The organism is Anabaena sp. FACHB-83, assembly GCF_014697485.1.
Taxonomy (GTDB): domain Bacteria; phylum Cyanobacteriota; class Cyanobacteriia; order Cyanobacteriales; family Nostocaceae; genus Nostoc_B.
Window position 1 is genome coordinate 37820 of sequence record NZ_JACJRY010000008.1, and the last position, 18426, is coordinate 56245.

Genomic DNA, 18426 nt, shown 5'->3' on the forward strand with positions numbered 1-18426 from the left:
AGTTGAGATAACTATTCATTGATGATAGCTATCGTGATTATCTATGTATACTCAAGAACAAAATCTCTGGCTCCACAGCTTAGAGGCTGTAATTGACTTTTCGCCACTAACGGTTCAGCCGGAAGCAACAGTATCAGAGGTAATCTCGCTGATGGCAAAGTGTGGTGTGGATGTGCTAGTAGCTTCAGTTTCCCAAGTAATAGGACGGTTGACAGCACAAGATGTGGTGAAAATTGTAGCTGCAAATATTGACTGTCAAAATACTAAAATTACGGAGGTGATGCAATCTCCTGTAATTACACTGAAAATATCTGAATTTCAGGATATCACTGCCGTATTATCACTGTTACATCAGCATCAGTTAAATATTTTGCCAATTATTGATGAAGCAGGTCAACTAATCGGCACGGTTACACCCAAAAGTATTTGTCAAGTACTAGAACAATCAACTCAAAGCAGCGCCGAAACCGAAAGACTGCGTTTACTAGAGTCAGCCGTAGTCAATGCCAACGATTCAATTTTAATTACAGCCGCTCACCTCAATAACGGCCAGATAGAACCAAGGATAGTTTATGCCAATAGAGCATTTACGCAGATGACTGGCTACACCCTAGAAGAAGTCATGGGAAAAACACCGCGATTTTCACATGGTGAACAAACTAGCCCTACAGAAATGAATCGACTGTTTGCGGCTGTACAAGCAGGGTTGCCCATTAGAACCGAGTTACTTAGCTATCGCAAGGATGGCTCAACTTATTGGGTGGATATGAACTTAGTGCCGATTAAAGATGATCAAGCACAAGTCACGCACTTTTTGGCTATTCACCGCAACATTACCGAGCGTAAATTGGCAGAAGCAGCATTACAGAAAAGTGAAGAATTATTTCGCCAATTAACCGAAAATCTACCCCAAGCTTTTTATGTCTGGGATGCAACTCAACAAAAATTAGAGTATGTTAGCCCAGCTTATGAAAAAATTTGGGGGAGAAGTTGCGATCGCCTCATGGCAGATCCTCAATCATATTTTGCCGCCATTGAGCCATCAGACCGCGATCGCGTCATGGCAGCGTTTCAAAAGTTATTCACTGGCGAATGTTTTGATGAAAGATACCAGATTGTCCGCCCTGATGGTGAGCAACGCTGGATTTCTAGCAAAATCTTTCCCCTCAAAAATGATTATGGACAAATCTATCGCTTCGTCGCTATAGATGTAGATGTGACTGAACGCATCCAAGCAGAAGCCGCCATGCACGAAAGCGAAAGAAGATTCCGGGCAATTTTCAATGGCACATTTCAGTTTTCTGGCTTACTCACTCCAGAAGGCAAATTACTCGAAGCCAACCAGACATTACTTGATTTTGGAGAACTACAAGCGCCAGATGTATTCGGCCAATTGTTTTGGGAAACTCCCTGGTGGCAGAGTTCACCTACTATTCCACAGCAATTAAAACAAGCAATTGCGATCGCGTCCAGGGGAGAATTTATCCGTTACGAAGTCGATATTTTAGGTGCTAACCAAACAGTCCGCACCATAGATTTTTCCCTCAAACCCCTCAAAGATGAAACAGGCCAAATCATCCTCCTGATTAGTGAAGGACGAGACATCACCGAACTCAAACAAACACAAGCCGCACTCAAACAAGCCAACCAAGAATTAGAACAGCGAGTTAGAGAGCGCACCACCGCCCTACAGCAAACCAATCAGCAATTATTAACGGAAATTGCCGAACGTCAAATGATTGAAGCCCAATTACGGCAGTCTCAAAGTATGTTGCAATTAGTCATGGATGCCATTCCTCAAGGCATTATGTGGAAGGATTGCAATTCTGTGGTTTTGGGTTGTAATCGGAACTTTGCCACAATTGTGGGTGTGGAAAAACCAGAAGATATTATTGGCAAAACCGTCGATGAATTTCTGGCAAATAAATCAGAAGCAGACTTTCACCATGAATGCGATGCCAGAGTAATGGCAACTCATCAACCAGAACATCATCTGATTTCATACCTGCGACTAGTGAATGGCAAACACACTTGGATAGAAATTAGTAAAATCCCTATCCATGACGTTGCAGGTAATGTTATTGGCCTGTTGGGGACGGTAGAAGACGTTACAGAACGCCAACAAGCACAGGCTGATTTACAAATCAGTGAAGAACGCTTTCGTTTATTAGCCGAATCCATACCCCAGCATGTGTGGATGGCGAATGCCAATGGTAGCATCGAATACGTTAACCAAAAAGCTCTCGACTATCATAGCTGCACTCCAGAGCAGGTTTGTGGTTCAGGATGGCAGCAATGGGTACATCCCGATGATATACCCCAGTGTGTAGCAAATTGGCAAGCATCTTTAGCTACAGGTCAACTATTGGAAGGTGCGTTTCGCTTGCTCAGAGGCACAGATCAAACATATCGCTGGCATCTCGTACGAGCAATCCCTTGGCGAAATCAAGCAGGTGAAATTTACACTTGGTTCGGCACAAATACTGACATTGATGACCGCGTTACAGCCGAATTAGCTCTCAAAAACAGTGAACAACGCTTTCGTAACTTAGTTGAATCTAGCTACGATGTCATCTGGGAAGTGGATCTCAACTGTGTTTATACTTACGTCAGTCCCAAAATTCAAGACATTTTGGGTTACGAACCAGAAGCAGTTTTAGGAAAAACACCCCTAGATTTCATGCCAGCAGAATTGCATGAAACCCTAGCCCCCGGTTTTCAGGCAATTTTCGCCTCACCACAACCATTTAAATGTTTAGAAAACATCCAAGTTCATCAAGACGGACATTTAGTTTGGTTAGAAACCAGTGGCGTGCCGGTCTTTGATACAGATGGCAAATTCATTGGCTATCGTGGCACAAATCGAGATATTACTGAACGTAAACAAGCTGAGACAGTTTTACAAGCAACTCAACAACAACTCCAGGCAATTTTAGATCACTCGGCGGCGGCGATTTATATCTTCGATACCAACCATCGGTTTATGTTGGTTAACCGTTATATACAACAACTACTCAACATCACCCAAGAGCAAATTATCGGGAAAAGTGTTTATGATTTGTGGCCATTAGAAATTGCCGATGGGTTTGCAAAGAATAATCTTCAGGTAATGACTCATGGTCTACCCATCAAAGTAGAAGAATTTGTCCCTCTAGAGGATGGGGTACGCACCTACTTTTCAGTGAAGTTCCCCTTAAAAGATGCCGATGGGGTGTGTTACGCGGTTTGTGGTTTATCTACAGATATTACAGAACGCAAATTAGCGGAGGAATCTTTAACGCGCTTTCAAAAAGCCATTGAAAGTACAAGTGATGCTGTGTGTATGTCAGATATCACAGGTAACATCACTTATGTTAATTCGGGATTTACGGAAATATACGGTTACACCATAGAAGAATATCAAGCGGCGGGCGGTTCAAAGAGTATTTTCAAGTATCCGCAAGAGTTAAATCAAGTATTAACTGCGATCGCCAATGGTGAGTCATGGCGGGGTGAAGTGACCATGCAAACTCGTCGTGGGCTGCTATTACACATTTATTTACGGGCTAACGCCATTAAAGATAGTACTGGTAAAATTGCCGGATTGGTTGCTATCCATACGGATATGACACCGCGCAAACAAGCCGAAGAAGGATTAAAACTCCGTGATCGAGCGATCGCCGCCAGCAGTAATGGAATTATCATTGCCGATGCCAGTATTCCCAACGGCCCAATTATTTACGTTAATCCAGCCTATGAACAAATGACAGGCTACAGCGCCGATGAAGTCATCGGTACAAGCTTTGGCTTATTCCAACGTGCAGATATGGAACAATCTGTTTTACAAGAACTCCATACTGCCATGCAAGTTGGTCGACCCTACACTGTAGTTGAGCGTAACTGTCGTAAAAATGGCAGTCTGTGGTGGAATGAACTCAACATATCTCCTGTCTACGACACGGATGGCATACTCACCCATTACATCGGCATTCAAACAGATATTACTGAACGCAAACAAACAGAAACAGCTTTATTAGTCAGTCAACAGCGACTGCAATACTTACTTTCATCCAGTCCGGCGGTAATTTACACCAGCAAAGCCGCCGCGAATTTTGGCCCTACCTTTGTCAGCAACAATATTAGCTCCATCACTGGTTATCAACCACAGGACTTCACAGAAGACCCTAACTTTTGGTCAAACCATATCCACCCCGAAGATGTGAAGCATGTGTTTGCCGAATTCAATAAAATCTTACAGCAAGAACATTACAGCTTAGAATATCGTTTTCTCCACAAAAATGGTACTTACCGTTGGGTATCTGACCAAGGTAAACTAGTCCGGGATGATGCAGGTAATCCAGTGGAAATGGTTGGTTATTTAGCAGACATCACACAACGCAAGCAACTAGAACAGGAACTCAGAGTTGCCCTAGAAAAAGAAAAAGAACTGAATGAACTGAAATCTCGGTTTGTTTCGATGACTTCTCACGAATTTCGCACACCGTTGAGTACGATTTTGTCATCTGCGGAATTACTCGAACATTATCGCCATAAATGGACAGAAGAAAAACAAATTACTCACCTGCATCGCATTCAAGCCGCAGTCAACCGCATCAATGAAATGTTGAATGATGTTTTAGTAATTGGGAAAGCAGAAGCAGGAAAACTAGAATATACACCCACAACCTTTGACTTAGTAGCTTACTGTCATCACATCATTGAAGAAGCACAACTCAATCAAAACAATCGCTGCTGGATTACGTTTACGAGTCAATATCCTGCTATATCATGCTGTATGGATGAAAAATTACTCGGACATATTCTGAATAATTTACTCTCGAATGCCATTAAATATTCTCCAGAGAGGAGTACTGTTAAATTAAACATAACTTGTACAAATGCACAAGTAATCTTAGAAATTCAAGACCAAGGAATTGGGATTCCTCCCGAAGACCTACCACATTTGTTTGAGTCTTTTCATCGTGCTAAAAATGTAGGCAATATTCTTGGAACTGGGTTAGGACTGGCAATTGTCAAGAAGTGTGTGGATATACATCAAGGTCAAATTGCTGTGACTAGTTCTTTGGGAGTAGGTACTACCTTTACTGTCTCTCTGCCATTAAATCACACAATGCAAATTGAGGAAAAAGATGATTAAAATCTTGGTGATTGAAGATGAAGAATCTGTCCGGGAAAACCTGTTGGATTTACTAGAAGCAGAGGATTTTCACACAATTGCTGCTGCTAATGGCAAAACAGGTGTAGATTTGGCATTTTCTGAGGCTCCAGACTTAATTTTATGTGACATGATGATGCCAGAAGTTGATGGCTATGGAGTATTAACAGCACTACGAAAAGACCCATTAACAGCAACCATTCCCTTTATTTTTTTAACAGCTAAATCTGCCAAGTCTGATTTTCGCCAAGGTATGGATATGGGTGCGGATGATTATCTCACTAAGCCATTTACGCGGGCAGAATTACTAAGTGCAATTATGAACCGCTTAGAAAGACAAGCTACTTTAAAAAAATATCTCTCTCATCCTACAAATTTCACTAAAACTGTTTCACCCAAAATTCAGTTGTTGGAAATGAATTTACAACAGGTGGTACAGAAACAAAAATTTCACGAATTTGAGGTGTATTATCAACCAATTGTGGATATCGCTTCTGGACAAATTGTTGCGGCTGAAAGTTTATTACGTTGGCAAAGTCCAGAATTAGGTTTAGTTACTCCCACAGAATTTATCCCAATTGCCGAATCTACAGGGTTAATTGTCCCGATTGATCAGTGGGTATTACAAAATGTTTGTAAACAAATTAAGATTTGGCATGATGTCGGCATTGCTTATTTGAAAATGACCGTTAACTTGTCGGTGATAGAATTTCATCAGCCAGACTTAATCCAAAAAATTACTTATTTTTTACACAATAATCATCTGGAACCCCAATATTTAGAAATTGAACTAACTGAAAGTATGATTATGCAAGACATCAATAGTGCGATCGCTACTATGAATAAATTAAAATCTTTAGGTTTAAAAATTGCTATTGATGATTTTGGTACAGGCTATTCTTCACTTATATATCTCAAAAACTTACCGATTAATACCTTAAAAATTGACCGTTATTTTATTCATAATGTAGCTGTTGATTATCAAAAATCAGCCATTACTAAAGCTTTAATTGAAATGGCACATAACCTAAATATGCAAGTAGTGGCTGAAGGTGTAGAAACAGAAGACGAATTGCATTTTTTGCGTGAGGCGCACTGTGATTATATGCAGGGTTTTTTATTTAGTCGTCCATTACCAGCACCAGAATTTGAGAATTTTTTATGGAGTAACCGACATTTATATATCTAAGTTTATATAAAATTTATAATCCCTGTTTTGATTACATGAAATTTTCGTATTTCTTAAAGATAATTAAATATATAATTCAATTGGTTATTTCAAGGCAAGATGGGTGCATATAGTGAAAAATTTATGTCATATCTTATTTATAAAAGCTATCTAAAACCTATTTTAAAAATTTTATACTTATTCACATTTAATTAAATATATGAATAAAATATTAGTGATCGAAGATGACATAAATGTGCGTCAAAATTTAGTAGATTTACTTTATGCAGAAAATTTCAACGTCATCACTGCCGAAAATGGTTACTTTGGTTTACAGTTAGCACAAGCAGAAGTTCCTGATTTGGTGATTTGTGATGTAATGATGCCAGAAATCGATGGTTATGAAGTCCTAAAAGAATTACGCCAAAACCCGAAAACAGCAATTATTCCCTTCATTTTTTTAACGGCTAAATCAGAGAAACCAGACTTTCGCAAAGGTATGGATTTAGGCGCTGATGATTACATTGTTAAACCATTTTCTCGAACAGAATTATTAACAGCTATTACTTGTCGGCTAGAAAAACAAACAGCAATTTATCAACAAACTCAAGATAAGCTTGATAAATTACGTACTAGCATTACTTTGTCACTGCCTCATGAATTACGCACCCCACTGAATGGGATTTTGGGTTTCTCGCAAATTCTGATGGAAGAAAGTGAACTGCTAGATGCACCATCAATCAAAGAAATGGCAGAATTTATTCATCAATCAAGTCAACGTTTATTTCATTTAATTCAAAAATTTTTACTCTACGCAGAATTAGAAATTATTGCCACAGATCCCCAGCGAGTCAGGGAAATTCAAAAGCAGTCAACAGAGTTTCCTACACCAGTTTTGACTAATTTAATAGGTGAAAAAGTTAAAAATGCTGGCAGAGAAGATGATATGCAAATTGACTTATCGCCTTGTATTGTCAAGATTTCGGTGAGCAAGATTACCAGAATTATTGAAGAGTTACTGGATAATGCTTTAAAATTTTCTGTCAGTGGTACGCCGATTAAAATTACAGCAAAAACTATTAATAATAGCTTTAGTGTATCTTTTAGCGATCGCGGCCGGGGAATGAGCCGAGAGCAAATTGCGGAATTAGGTGCTTATCGGCAATTTGAGCGCAAACTTCATGAACAACAAGGTTCTGGGTTAGGCTTAATCATTGCCAAAAAATTAGCAGAACTGCACGGTGGTACCCTGAAAATTGACAGTAAGCCCTACGAATATACTATTGTGACTGTCACCCTTCCCTGCAATAGTGAGGAAGCGGAAGCATCTATCATGACTCAGCATTCAGCACTCAGTACTTAAAACTTATCAGACTACTCAGGGGTAGAGAATCTGAAATTTAGTTTTTTGTCAATGCGTCAGTCCTAGGTATGACTTGCAAAATAAAAGGAGTATACGATTGTACACCCCCAAGGATAATTTACTCTGTGCAAGAACTTACTTCAAAGGTTCAAGATTGCTAATAGTCAGATATATTTCTTCATCGGCAATTTGTTGGTTGTAATCAATATTAATTTGCGTCGGGTAGCCAAATTGCGGATCATATTTGACGTTGAGACTAGATGCTTTTTTGGCGATCGCATCATCAATTATGCCAAACAGTTTGGGAATTGAATTATACTGTTGAAACAGTTCTGTATCAACTGGCTCGTTATTATTCACAGGTGTAATAGAAGCAACTTGGTTATTACGTACTGTAATCACTACTGGTTGTGTTGCTTTGGGTAAACAGAAACAACTCCGGCTAAATGTAAAACGATAGTTATTTAGCTGTTGCTGATTCCACAACTGACGATTAACTTTGAGTTGGTTGGAATTAGAATCATTGGGATTTGGTGTTTGTTCATTTTTAGAACCAACCCAACGCTGAGAATTTACAACAGCATCGATTTTATTTTCTAAAGCTGTTAGTGCTTGCGGTGCATTTGGTGAACCGAGATAATGATTAACAGTTTTCTGACGTTTACCGATAGTTAAAGAAGTAATTGCAGAAGGCGCATCTGTCCTTCCGCCTTGGTAGCTATTTGCTAATGAAAAATAGTTTACTTTATTAAATTCTGCAACTAATCTTCTTACTGCTTGGGGACTAATTCTGGCAGTTCTTTTACCTACAACTTTTACAAAACGCTCCCCTTCGTAGACAACTCTCCCATCAGGAAAGATGGTAATTTTATAAATGGGACAAGTACCATAGCAGGCTGTTCTTTGCAGAGTAATCAGCCCTGAGTTTGTCTTTTGATTATTTTGATTTAATATTTGTTGCTGAGAATTCTGGGCAGTGATTTGTGGTAAATTGACTGTAGATTTTGCAAATACTTGGGTATTTAAAATTATAGATACAAGTAATCCTGTACCGATTACGATAGGCGATCGCATATATATTCCTGATAAACTAATCAATTAGTTTTATAGACAAGACTAATTACAAAAAGTTTCGTTGACAGTTGATAGTTATTGTCGTGATCAACGCCTTACAGCATCAAAGGTTTAATCAGCTTGTCCATTGTCACCTTAAAAATTTCGTGGATCTGGTGATCAACGCCTTACGGCATCAAAGGTTTAATCAGCCAGATTTTAGCTCGCTATTAACACCTTCTAAAAGTGATCAACGCCTTACGGCATCAAAGGTTTAATCAGTTAAACATTCAAATTAACGTAGAATCTCAGACTTTCAAGTGATCAACGCCTTACGGCATCAAAGGTTTAATCAGTACCTAGAGTATCGCCCTTATCAGCCACACCATGCTGGTGATCAACGCCTTACGGCATCAAAGGTTTAATCAGTCCTCTAATAGGCAAATACTTGATTTAGATACTTTGTGATCAACGCCTTACGGCATCAAAGGTTTAATCAGACTGCGATCGCATGTTAGTGATCATAGTAGACCACGAGTGATCAACGCCTTACGGCATCAAAGGTTTAATCAGAGCGATCGCTCAAACCCATGTCATCAGACCACTCAGTTGCTATTTTGCAAGCATCTAAGTAAAAAAGCAACAAAAGAAGTCAATTGCTTACCAAAAGTTAAACTTTCAAGTTTCCGTCTCAACTTAGAACGCTTACCAGGACTAGGTTTTGACCTCACGCAAAAAAATGCAAGCACCTCCTGTTCACCTAAAAAAGCTCAAAAGCAAGCCCAGTAAGGTTTTTATCCTGCTTGAGTTCTATTTCATGTTCCACAAACTCAGATCCATGTTTTTAGACAATCCGGTAAGGTTCTTCTTGAGTTGTCCAAGCGCCGGGACGATTGTAAGCCGGAATAGAATTAACGCACTGATTGGACAGCCGAATTAATAATAGACTGTCTTCTGGGGCGAGAATTTTTTCCAGTTCCCAACGTAATTTTTCACGCGATCGCATGGTCAACCAAGAACGGAAAATAGAATATTGCATCCTTTCGCCATATCCTTGAAGTAAGTTGTAAGCTTTCCGCCAACGTTTAGGATCGCGAATGTCGTAGCAAATCAGGTAGCAGTTTTGTGATTCACCCATTGCTACACCTCATCGCAAAATTAATTGACCAAACAAACCACCCTCACCAGACCATTCTTTTTCTAACAGTCGCACCTCTAACTCAAATAAACGGCGATAGGTAAGGGAGTAACCAGTAACAGGATGTTTCCAGCTTTCTTGCTTGCGAGATTCGTATAACTCAACAAATTTACGCCGCCCAAGTTCGCTTAACCAAACCTGCTTTCCGCGAATCTCAAAATCTGCTTTGGCATCCCATTGACCCCGGTTAACCGCAGCCATCACAATCATATCTACCAAAGGCACGCGAAATATTTCTAGTAAATCTAATGCTAGGGGTGCAGCTTGCGAGCGCGGCTGATGGTAAAATCCCAAAGCAGGTTCTAACCCAACAGTTAAAATCGCGTTCATCACATCTTTGAGTAGCAAGGCATAACCAAAACTCAGCATGGCGTTGAATCGGTCTAGTGGTGGACGACGATTTCTGCCAGCAAAATGTAATTCTTTTGGTACTTCTGGCGAAATCAAATCGGGTAAAGCACCAAAATATAAAGCAGCCAGATTTCCCTCATATCCTAAAAGCGATTCTAGAGACTTTGCTTGCGGAACTTGTTTGAGAACCGCTTTCATTTGTGCGATCGCTTTTTCTAATTTATCTGTCTTGGTTTTTCCTCTTGCACCTCGCATTAAGAATTTGCGTTGTCCTTGACCGCGACAAATGACCAGTTTACGGGCTAACTCTAAACAAGCATCAGGATTACTCAGTGCCGCATACTGACGAATACGGCGTTGAATACTACCTTGTCGGGTGTCAAAACTGCCAAGATAGCGACCACCCCCGGAAATAAAATGCACTCCGATGTCCTGAGCAGCGCAAAAGTGTAGTGCTTGGGTAGAAATTTGCGAAAAGCTGTGCAGCACAAGTTGTCCTATTTGACGCGCCGGAACTGTCTCAACAGGTTGATTGCGACGGGTAATTTTGATTTGTTCTCCAGTTCTGCCTACAGCTGTCCCAGGTTCTAAAATGTGAATTACTTGGCGTTCGTCATCTTCAGGAAATAAGCGAATTGGTTGCCACTCTCGATTATGGGCAAGTCTCGCTTCTTCTGGCAAACAAACCGGAGCCAAAGAACAACGGGCGCACAATCGTTCATTATCAATTACAGGTGGTCGGTAAGTTGATTGTCTGAGAATCCTGGCTTGTTGGATTGCTTCTTTGACTTTTAAACGTCCTGCTTCATCTAGTGGCACATGAACAACTACATTATCGGCGTGATAGCGGATGCGGCCTTCCTGAACAGTGATTCCATGCGCGGATTCTAATAGGTAAGCATAAGCGAGAATTTGTAGGCGATCGCTTTCCCAAGCCTGGGGCTGATTATTTTCATCTCGGTGAGCGCGACCGCGTTTATGTTCGTAAGGTATCGTTTGTCCATCACGAGTGCGAAGCGCATCAAGCCGACCACGCAAACCTAATTCTTCGCTTTCGAGAAAAAGTTCTTCCCATTCCTCATCTTCCTGTTTTTCGAGTTGCGTGTGAAGTCTGCGTCCAGCAAATACAGCTGCATCTTGGGTGTAAAGTTCCTCGACTTCTTCAAGGTAGAACAGCCGAGGGCAGTAAGCAAGGGCGTGCAGGGCAGAAACACGAATAGTTTCAGGTTTAGTAATTTCTAGACGGTCTAAAGTTTGCATTGTTGATGCCTTAAGGATAAATATCGACTCTTAAGCGCCTTACGACATCAATGGTATTTAGCTGAAAAAATTGTGCTTAACGCCTAACGGCATCTTAGGTAAAGGTTGCCTAATTTGTCTTAATAGTAGTCCAAGCCGAATCAGGTGGGTAATTGTAATTGGAAGTTTCAAGGAGCAAATATCTTTGCCAACGAGTACCTTTTGAGCCAAGATGATCTACCCAGTAAGGTAACGTTAGTAATCCATCCTGATTCTTTACTAACCATTGCAGTGATTCACCTTGGTAATTTTCAGGTAACAGGTTAACAGAATTAACTAAATCTCGACTTTCTCCTAAACAAAGACCTCCAAAACGCTCAATAGCAACAGGATTGTCAAAAGCCATCTGTAAGCGTTGTGGTAGCGTTGGTTGTGAATTATCTTCTCCAACATCTACCCAAACAATAAATCTAATATCAGTTAGTAGTTCCTGATAATCTGGTCTAGCGTTACTAGGGTCATGGATGTCTTTTTTCTTAAAACGTCGGAATGTCCGAATGACAGTAGATTTTTGAGGTTGGGAAAGCATGGCGATCGCTAAACGAGTTCCACAGTGCTTGTACCTGTTCATCTCCCCAACTATTGAAAGTAACATTCCATAAACTGTAGATGGCGGTGGCACTGGATAGGTTTCAGCATATTCTCTAGCACGAGATTGACGAAAACTAGCAATGGGAATTTCTACTTCTAAAGCCAATATTTTCTCAGATATTACCGTCATCGAATTAGCTCCAACTGAGGTAATTGTAAATCTCTAGCGATGACTTGTTTCATGCTTTGTACAGCTAATTTGATTCCTGGAAAAATGTTTACGCCTAATTCTTCTAATTCTTTCACTTCTTCAGATTCTGTAATTGCGCCTGCTATCCATAACTCCTGCGGCTCAATATCTTGATTTTTGACTTTCCTAAGTAATTCCTTAATCGATATTTCTCCCTCTTCCTCTTCAAAGCAATAAAGAATTCGAGGTGAAAAATCATGAGTCCATCGTAAAACTAAATTCTCAGGAGAAAAATCGTAGAGAAATCGAGAATGATTACCTGCTACTTCTCCCAGAGAACTCAATCCATCTAAAACTGCAATTACACGAGATTTATCTTTTAGGCGTTCTGGAGTTAGGGCAAATCCATATTGATAACGAGTAGCATGAACCTCAGTACCATAAAGTGAAGTTCGTCCTTTCTTACCACTTGCAGAGTTAAAAGTTAAATCACCACTAAAAGGTGTTGTAGAAACAGCACGAGTTACTTCTAGCACTCCTCGTTTAGCAGTTGTTGTACCTTTAGGAGCTTTTTTGCCTTTTTGTTTTGGTTCATCAGAAGCTTCAACTTTCGCGCCTTCTGCACGCATGAAACCTAATACATCATCATCAATATAAATGGTGTCATCAAAGTTCTCATTTTGCCAAATGTTATCGTTTAGATCATCATCCCATTGACGATTGACTTGATAATTGTCACCAGCAGTTTGCCAGTAATAGCGCAATGCCCAACGAATTGCTTCCGATGAAACTGTTGTATGTACTTCTCCCTTCCACAGAATTTTTTGTAGGGTAGTAATATTGCCTTCATTTTCCCCACGGTTATTAGCAGCAGTACCGTAGCCAGTTAAAACATTTCCGAATAAATGTAACGACATTATAAATCTCCTGAACAACTACAAAATTATCAAAATCTAAACTATTCAAAGCCAAGATCAATCACAGTTTCTTCATCTAATTTATCTTTCTCATTATTAACACCTTGACCTTTATAACTAGCTAATGCCAGCAAAGCTAAATCTCTAGATTTTTTCCAGTTTTTCTCATTCATCACAAACTCCATTAGTTCTGCCCAATGTTCTTGCAAAGTAGGAATTTTCCCGGCTCGTGACCAAAAATCAGTAATAAATTCTCGAAAGGTATCGGAATTTTTACATCTACCTAATCCAGTTCTAATGCGAACTGTTTCTCGGTCAAAATTGGGAACTTCTTTTCGTTTACTTGCTTGTTCAGAAATCTGCCCATAAGTAAATTTAATTGCTTCGTGACAAGCTTTCACAAATAGTTTCTCTCGTTCATCTGATTTAACTTTTTGAATCACTTGATATAGCCCCCCTCTTTCATAAGCTAACTGTTTAAATAGTTCGTTACTGTTTACTTTTTCTGAGATGCCAGAATACCAAGGTTGGTTTCTGGCTAAATTTTCAGCAATTAATTCCCTAGCAAAGCTAGTTACTACAAAACCACCATTTTTACCTTCTACAGATTTATCTTTTAACCAAGCATCACAAATCTGATAGTTTTGACACACCTCTTGACTAGTTTCAACCACATACATATCGGTTCTAGTTTTTTGTTGAGTAGCCCAAGCAACGGTTCCTAAAGTAAAAACTTGGCAACGTTGTACACTAGAACTTTGAGTAATATCTATTGTTGTTTCTAGAGTTAAAAATCTTAGTCCTGCGTCACCCAAACTAGAAGCATGAAAATCTTTGTAAGTGGCATATCTCAAGTTTGGGTTTTGACGGTACTGCCCATATTGTTCTAAATCTGTGATTTCGGGAACAACTAGTGCATATTGTGCGCGTTTATCTCGCAATTTCGAGCGAAGAATATAATAATAACAAGCGACTGGAGCAAATAATAAGACAAACGCATTTTCTGGAGGTTCTTCAAAACTTGTATCAGAACTAAAGGCAATATGACGTACCACTGCACCAGGACTTAACCATCCAGCAACACTAATAGGTTTGGTGAGTAACTGTCCATTTTTATCACAAAGATTACTCGCAAAATCTTGATAAGCATAGCTTTGTAAGGCTTTATATGTAACCTGAATTTCTTTTTCTCCTTCGCCTAATGATAGAGATTCAGTTTTAGTTCCACTCGATTTATGAGTGCTGGTATGTTGTAGAAAAGTGCCGAGAATTCCCTGGTGTACAATTACCTGAGCATCTTTAAGCATAGTCTGCGAATCTAAACCGCGCAGACAAATGAGTCCATCATTTATTTGAAATGATTCTTTTAATAACCATTCCAAAACGGCTTTATCGCTTCCTTGCCAATTTAAGATGATTTTTCTGTTATGAAGTTTCCAATTTAAACCTTCTGGAAGAGCAACTTTTTCTCTCTCTAACTGTTTTAAAGTCATCCATAACCCAGCTAAACCAGCGCAATGCAGCAAAGTAAAGCTAGGATTTCCTAAATCAAACTCTAATTTCACTGTTCTGCTCCTACATCTTCGTTGTAGCTAATTCTGCCCATTGGAGTGATAGGATAAAAACCTCTGCGTTCCCATTCCCAATAATCTGCTTCAATTCGGATAGGTACTGACCAGGCTTGTGCTTCCTTTTTGAACAATTTCATCCGAGATTCATTGATGCCTTGTTTGAGTAATTTTTGCCTGTTTTGTTCGGCAATATGCCAGATTTTTGTCTCATCCTCACCCAATAACACAGTAATTGTATATCCACCTTCACGTAGAAAATCTGGACGATTACACCAGTTATCTTCTAACCAACTCGATCTAATTTGTTCAACTTTTTCAAGGTTAAGACTGGCAGCTACTTGTGCTAAATCTTGCTGAGAAATACCTGTTTTGCCAGAAAATTCTTGAATTAGTTGTTCACCTGTAGAAAGTTCTGCTTTATTATATGGTTGCGAATTATTCCAAGAATAAATAATTGCCAACTTTGAACCTTCTTCTTGGTGAGCCATTCTACGATTTAGTCTTCCTAATCGCTGAATTAAAGATGCTGCGGGAGCCATTGCAGATATTAGTAAATCTGCACTTAAATCTAAAGACATTTCGCAGACTTGCGTAGTAATAGCCAAGACTGGTTCATCTTTTTGAAAAGCCTCAATTACAGCTTGATGCTTTTTGAGTCTATCTTTGTAACGATAGCGGCTGTGATAAATTAATGGTGGAATGTCTAATCCTGGTAAATTTTCAGTAAGCTTAGTTTTTGCTGTACGATAAATTTCAATGCAGGTTTTTACAGAATTCGTTACCCATAAAACTTTCTGCTGATTTTTCAGTGCTTCTATTACAGGTTGCCAGATTTGATCGAGTTCATTAAAGTCGGTTGCTTGAGGAACATATTTAATTTCATAACGCTTAAGTTCTTCTAGTTCTTTTGGCCCTTCGATGGGTTTGTCTAATTCTTCACCTTGTTCTGCAAGTACTTGACGAATAGCTTGTAACTGTTGGGGAGTAAAACTAGCACTCATTAAAAGAATAGGCGCACCACGAAATGCTTTGATAAATTTCAACAATGCACCAAAAAGGCGCGGGTCGTATGCGTGGACTTCATCAAATACAAAAGCCCCTTGAGCGATCGCAGCCCAAGAATAAAGCGGTTTGCGATTGTTTTGAATTAAGCCCAATACAGAATCAACTGTACAAATAATTAGCTTTTTTCGCCATGCTTGAAAAGCCATGAGTCGTGCATTAATTCCCTCAGAATCATCTGAATCTCCGGAAAATAGTAACTCTCGATCCAGATCAGCCCGCGAGTGCATTAAAGCTGCTTCGATTTCTGTACCATCTGCGTAGTCAATATATCCTTGAGAAGCTGTACCTGTAGTTGGATAGGAAAAGAATAGTTTACGCCCTATAGCCCATTTTTCTCCCCAAGCATACGCAGCGATCGTTTTTCCTGTTCCGCAACCTGCTTTCACTAATGTAACGCTATGTTCAGAATTAGCAATTTTCTGTTGAAATTCTCGTAATTTTTTACCCTTGAGTTTCTGATTAACTAATTTCTGAATGTCTTGTTTTGAAAGTTGCAATGATAAAACTTGTTCAATCCATACCTTAAAATTTTCTTCAGCTAAAGGTAATGCTGAACCAGCTAAATCTGCTGCAATCACTGTTGCTTTCACCGCAGCAATAAATTTTTGCTGTTCCCAGTCTAGTTGCGATTCAAACTGAATAAATTCGTTGCGGAGATTTAGTAAAGCTGTTTTTAGTTGCGATTTAGTCCAAATTTCTGGCGGTAATTCTGGTAATGTTGCAGGCAATCCTAAAGCTTGATGACCCATTTTCAAGACTGCTTGAAAATCCCCATGATCGGTATAAATTATTAATTCATCTCCAACACCTGAAGGAATTTCGGCTATGAATTCCGCAGCTTGATTATTTTGATTTACCCCTATTTTGAGATGATGTCCTATTGCTGCCCAAATAGCAATCATCAAATTTGCATCCTGGCATTCTTCCAGCCATTTCCTAAAAGTAGGTACTTGCAACGCCAAAATGCTGCTAATAACTTCATGACGCAGCATTTGTCTGTTTGAATGCTGGTTTGACAGTTTCACAATCTGCTTTCTGAGATTTTGGAAGTTTGGATCTGTCGATTTTTCAAGAGTTTTTAGGTAAACCATCTCTTGAAAATGTTGGTTTGCTTTACCCCAATCGTGTAAATATGCACCCAATTTAACTGTCGCTGCAAAGTAATCTAAATCAATATGTTTTATTCCTAATTGCTGGAGAATGGAATGACCTAACTTATCCACCAAAATATCAGCCGCTTGCATCACCAAGCTAATATGCCCTGTATACTTTGCAGAGCCTCTTGCTACATCATTGTTTTTCTCATCTATTGAGAAAGATTTAGCTAATAACGGCTTAAACATTCCTACCTCCTTTAAAAGGCAAGAAATATCCGCAACCAAAGTGTCTTTTGCCACCAATTCCCCACTGTTGTAACTTTAAAGAATCATCATCACTTAATTCCGAAATCTCAGTTGTGAAACCAACAATGGTATATCGTTTGACTTTAAGGGTTTTGCGACTAAGTTCACCTTTTTTATCTACCGGAATAGAAATTTTACCGGAAATTTCTAAATCATTAAGCTGACGCTGTGCTGCATTTAAAAAAGACTCCGGTTCACTATATCCCTTGATCACAACAATTCTTGACCTAAGCGTCTTTGCTGGCTTGAGCGTATATATTTCTGGAATACCAATTTGAATCTCATGTATTCCTAATCGAATACTTTTTCCAGCCAATTTATAAATTAACGAAATTTGAGGAATCGGTACACGAATTCGCAAGCAAGATTGTTCTGTCAAAAGAATTTTGCCGTGTTTATCAGCAAAACCAGGAATTGTCAGAATGCTGAGTGCTGCTTGCTGACGTATTTCTGGAATAACGTGAACACACGCTGCAAAGAGAGCATAATTCTGGTCAGCAGGTGCATAGTTACCCCGCACTGGAAAGCGTAGTTCAACAAAAGGCTCAAGCTCACTACCCGCATTTTGGGATGCAAAAAAGCCTACAGATGCAATCATTTTAAGACGCTCCCTAGATAACAAACTTTAAATATTTAATATGTTCAAAACCTTGCGGTATCTGAGGTAGTGATTAAGAACGTACAAGACGTAGTACTTCGAGCGATTATTAAGTTGTAGTTTCGCTTGCTTTTTAGACCTTGAAACATAGCAATAATAGAGTCATAACAAAATTATAGCTTTGTGTCAAGTTATTTTTAATCTGAGTTAGACGGATTGAAAAAACCCCTCTCCAAACCTCTCTCCTTGCAGAAGAGAGGCTTTAAATGCTTAATTTTGCGTTTATCTTTAAGCCCCTCTCCGCTTCGGAGAGGGGTTGGGGTGAGGTTCATCGAACTCACGTTATTCTTACGGCTATGTTCAACGCCTATCGGCATCATAGGTTTAGAGCAGGTAGGGTTATGTTGTTCCCATCTGCCCTTCAGCACTTACAAGTGTTCAACTTTCAGACCGTGAAAGTGATCAACGCCCAATGGCATCAAAGGTTTAGTCAGATTATTAAGCACTCCTGATCTGAGCTTATTGTAGATCGTGATCAACGCCTAATGGCATCAAAGGTTTAGT

Annotated in this window: 11 protein-coding genes and 2 CRISPR repeat arrays (1 of these 13 running past the window's edge); of the genes, 3 read left to right on the plus strand and 8 right to left on the minus strand. The window is 39.5% G+C overall.

Annotation, left to right across the window (positions count from 1 at the left end):
• Positions 1-43: 43 nt before the first annotated feature.
• The 3 genes from H6G79_RS12210 (at position 44) to H6G79_RS12220 (ending at position 7686) form a co-directional block, all read left to right on the plus strand.
• The gene (locus H6G79_RS12210; protein ID WP_190590914.1) at positions 44-5137 is read left to right on the plus strand and encodes a PAS domain S-box protein; all 5094 of its coding nucleotides are present in this window, start codon (positions 44-46) and stop codon (positions 5135-5137) included.
• Positions 5130-6344 carry an EAL domain-containing response regulator gene (locus H6G79_RS12215; RefSeq protein ID WP_190590916.1) on the plus strand — a complete coding sequence of 405 codons (1215 nt, stop codon included), beginning with the start codon at positions 5130-5132 and terminating at the stop codon, positions 6342-6344. Before H6G79_RS12210 ends, H6G79_RS12215 begins: the two co-directional genes overlap by 8 nt.
• Before the next feature lie 199 nt (positions 6345-6543).
• Positions 6544-7686 (plus strand): response regulator, encoded by a 1143-nt coding sequence (locus tag H6G79_RS12220; protein ID WP_190590918.1) that lies wholly within the window; start codon positions 6544-6546, stop codon positions 7684-7686.
• 135 nt (positions 7687-7821) lie between these two features.
• Here H6G79_RS12220 and H6G79_RS36320 read toward each other — a convergent pair whose 3' ends face one another.
• The 8 genes from H6G79_RS36320 to cas6 all read right to left on the minus strand — a co-directional run bounded on the left by H6G79_RS36320 (position 7822) and on the right by cas6 (position 17862).
• Positions 7822-8760 carry a DUF6174 domain-containing protein gene (locus H6G79_RS36320; RefSeq protein WP_199333990.1) on the minus strand — a complete coding sequence of 313 codons (939 nt, stop codon included), beginning with the start codon at positions 8758-8760 and terminating at the stop codon, positions 7822-7824.
• Between the two features lie 83 nt (positions 8761-8843).
• Positions 8844-9312: a CRISPR direct-repeat array (repeat unit 36 nt; unit sequence GTGATCAACGCCTTACGGCATCAAAGGTTTAATCAG).
• A 271-nt stretch (positions 9313-9583) separates the two neighbouring features.
• Positions 9584-9877, minus strand: coding sequence for a CRISPR-associated endonuclease Cas2 (gene cas2, locus H6G79_RS12230; protein ID WP_190590920.1), 294 nt, complete (start codon positions 9875-9877; stop codon positions 9584-9586).
• 9 nt (positions 9878-9886) lie between these two features.
• Positions 9887-11548, minus strand: coding sequence for a type I-MYXAN CRISPR-associated endonuclease Cas4/Cas1 (locus H6G79_RS12235; RefSeq protein ID WP_190590921.1), 1662 nt, complete (start codon positions 11546-11548; stop codon positions 9887-9889).
• Between the two features lie 109 nt (positions 11549-11657).
• Positions 11658-12308, minus strand: coding sequence for a type I-MYXAN CRISPR-associated protein Cas5/Cmx5/DevS (gene cas5 / locus H6G79_RS12240; protein ID WP_190590922.1), 651 nt, complete (start codon positions 12306-12308; stop codon positions 11658-11660).
• Positions 12305-13225 carry a type I-B CRISPR-associated protein Cas7/Cst2/DevR gene (gene cas7i / locus H6G79_RS12245; RefSeq protein ID WP_190590923.1) on the minus strand — a complete coding sequence of 307 codons (921 nt, stop codon included), beginning with the start codon at positions 13223-13225 and terminating at the stop codon, positions 12305-12307. The genes cas5 and cas7i overlap by 4 nt, the downstream gene beginning before the upstream one ends.
• A 41-nt stretch (positions 13226-13266) precedes the next feature.
• On the minus strand, positions 13267-14790 hold the full coding sequence (cas8a1, locus tag H6G79_RS12250; protein WP_190590924.1) for a type I-MYXAN CRISPR-associated Cas8a1/Cmx1: 1524 nt from the start codon (positions 14788-14790) through the stop codon (positions 13267-13269).
• On the minus strand, positions 14787-17204 hold the full coding sequence (gene cas3, locus H6G79_RS12255) for a CRISPR-associated helicase Cas3' (protein WP_190590925.1): 2418 nt from the start codon (positions 17202-17204) through the stop codon (positions 14787-14789). Before cas3 ends, cas8a1 begins: the two co-directional genes overlap by 4 nt.
• A complete protein-coding gene (gene cas6 / locus H6G79_RS12260; protein ID WP_190590926.1) occupies positions 17197-17862 on the minus strand; it encodes a type I-MYXAN CRISPR-associated protein Cas6/Cmx6 in 666 nt (221 codons plus the stop codon). The genes cas3 and cas6 overlap by 8 nt, the downstream gene beginning before the upstream one ends.
• A gap of 356 nt (positions 17863-18218) precedes the next feature.
• Positions 18219-18426: a CRISPR direct-repeat array (repeat unit 36 nt) (it continues 508 nt past the right edge of the window).

Bases quoted from the DNA above. Each gene is read 5' to 3' on its own strand.
- H6G79_RS36320 (WP_199333990.1), bottom strand. From the start codon at position 8,760: ATGCGATCGCCTATCGTAATCGGTACAGGATTACTTGTATCTATAATT.
- H6G79_RS12210 (WP_190590914.1), top strand. From the start codon at position 44: ATGTATACTCAAGAACAAAATCTCTGGCTCCACAGCTTAGAGGCTGTA.
- cas3 (WP_190590925.1), bottom strand. From the start codon at position 17,204: ATGTTTAAGCCGTTATTAGCTAAATCTTTCTCAATAGATGAGAAAAAC.
- H6G79_RS12215 (WP_190590916.1), top strand. From the start codon at position 5,130: ATGATTAAAATCTTGGTGATTGAAGATGAAGAATCTGTCCGGGAAAAC.
- cas5 (WP_190590922.1), bottom strand. From the start codon at position 12,308: ATGACGGTAATATCTGAGAAAATATTGGCTTTAGAAGTAGAAATTCCC.
- H6G79_RS12220 (WP_190590918.1), top strand. From the start codon at position 6,544: ATGAATAAAATATTAGTGATCGAAGATGACATAAATGTGCGTCAAAAT.
- cas6 (WP_190590926.1), bottom strand. From the start codon at position 17,862: ATGATTGCATCTGTAGGCTTTTTTGCATCCCAAAATGCGGGTAGTGAG.
- cas7i (WP_190590923.1), bottom strand. From the start codon at position 13,225: ATGTCGTTACATTTATTCGGAAATGTTTTAACTGGCTACGGTACTGCT.
- H6G79_RS12235 (WP_190590921.1), bottom strand. From the start codon at position 11,548: ATGCAAACTTTAGACCGTCTAGAAATTACTAAACCTGAAACTATTCGT.
- cas2 (WP_190590920.1), bottom strand. From the start codon at position 9,877: ATGGGTGAATCACAAAACTGCTACCTGATTTGCTACGACATTCGCGAT.